General features: G+C 24.6%; 2 protein-coding genes. Both read right to left on the reverse strand.

Annotated features, from left to right (window positions below):
- Positions 1 to 73: 73 nt before the first annotated feature.
- Positions 74 to 430: an SVM family protein gene (locus tag RI01_RS02850; protein ID WP_017193166.1), complete on the reverse strand. Its 357-nt coding sequence runs from the start codon at positions 428 to 430 to the stop codon at positions 74 to 76.
- Between the two features lie 34 nt (positions 431 to 464).
- A complete protein-coding gene (locus tag RI01_RS02855) occupies positions 465 to 875 on the reverse strand; it encodes an SVM family protein (RefSeq protein ID WP_017193167.1) in 411 nt (136 codons plus the stop codon).
- Positions 876 to 1,009 lie beyond the last annotated feature (134 nt).

Raw genomic sequence — 1,009 nt, forward strand, 5'->3', positions numbered from 1 at the left:
TTAAATAAAAAAGACCCTTGAATAGGGGTCTAATTTATGAATATATTTAATTTTATTTTAGAGTCTTGGGTGTTTATCGATTTAGGGGGTTATTTGGTTGATTAGGGTTGATGCGTTGTTGCCCGATAATTCTTAATCTATCATAAAGATCAATTAACTCTAAATATATCGCTCGGTTTCTGATATTTAATTCTAAGGTTGCAAAAGATCCTATTGGACTTAAACTGATTTGGTTTGATAATTGTTTTTGTTCTAAAGCTAATTCCACAATTCTATTATTAATTTCTCTTATTTCATTATTATTATCGTTATTTTGAGAAACATGTCCATTATTCATCGCCATTACTAGATTATTATTAACTAATAATAATCCCAAAAAAATAAACAAATAAATACTTATTATTTTAAATTGGTTTTTTAATTTAATCATTATTTATTAAAATTCCTTTTTGAATTAAGAAAAATTATTTTTGTTCATATTGCCAAAAAATATACATATTTTTAGCTCCATTACCCATTTGTTTTAATTCTTCTAAAGTATATTTATCATCTTCATCATCTCTAGTGCTATTATCAAAAAAAACACCTAATAAATTACGAGGTGGATTCTTAATTTTCCAAATAATTGCAAATTCTTCTGTGTTTCCGTTATAACGCGGACCAGTTAACGTAAAATCAAAATATTGTTTAAATGTTTCATGATTTTTAAGAATATCAATATTTGATACAGTTGTATTAACGATTCTCATATCGCCAACAAACTCTTCATTAGGGGCAGCCATTACTTGTTGATTATTAATAATTAAAAATAATCCTAAGAAAATAAATACAAAAAATGCATTCAATAATAATAAATTATTTTTGATTTTAAACATCAATTAAAACTCCTTTTATTTTATTTCTCATCAGAGGTAATTTGATAGAGGGAGTTAAGTTCATATAAGATATTATCTTGATATTGTTTTTCGGCATCTTTATATCGTTCTTCTAATGTTTTTTTGTAATCTTC

The organism is Italian clover phyllody phytoplasma str. MA1, assembly GCF_000300695.1.
Classification (GTDB): domain Bacteria; phylum Bacillota_I; class Bacilli_A; order Acholeplasmatales; family Acholeplasmataceae; genus Phytoplasma.

What these genes read in the sequence shown, in the direction of transcription:
- RI01_RS02850 (WP_017193166.1), bottom strand. Translation starts at nt 430, where the DNA reads ATGATTAAATTAAAAAACCAATTTAAAATAATAAGTATTTATTTGTTT.
- RI01_RS02855 (WP_017193167.1), bottom strand. Translation starts at nt 875, where the DNA reads ATGTTTAAAATCAAAAATAATTTATTATTATTGAATGCATTTTTTGTA.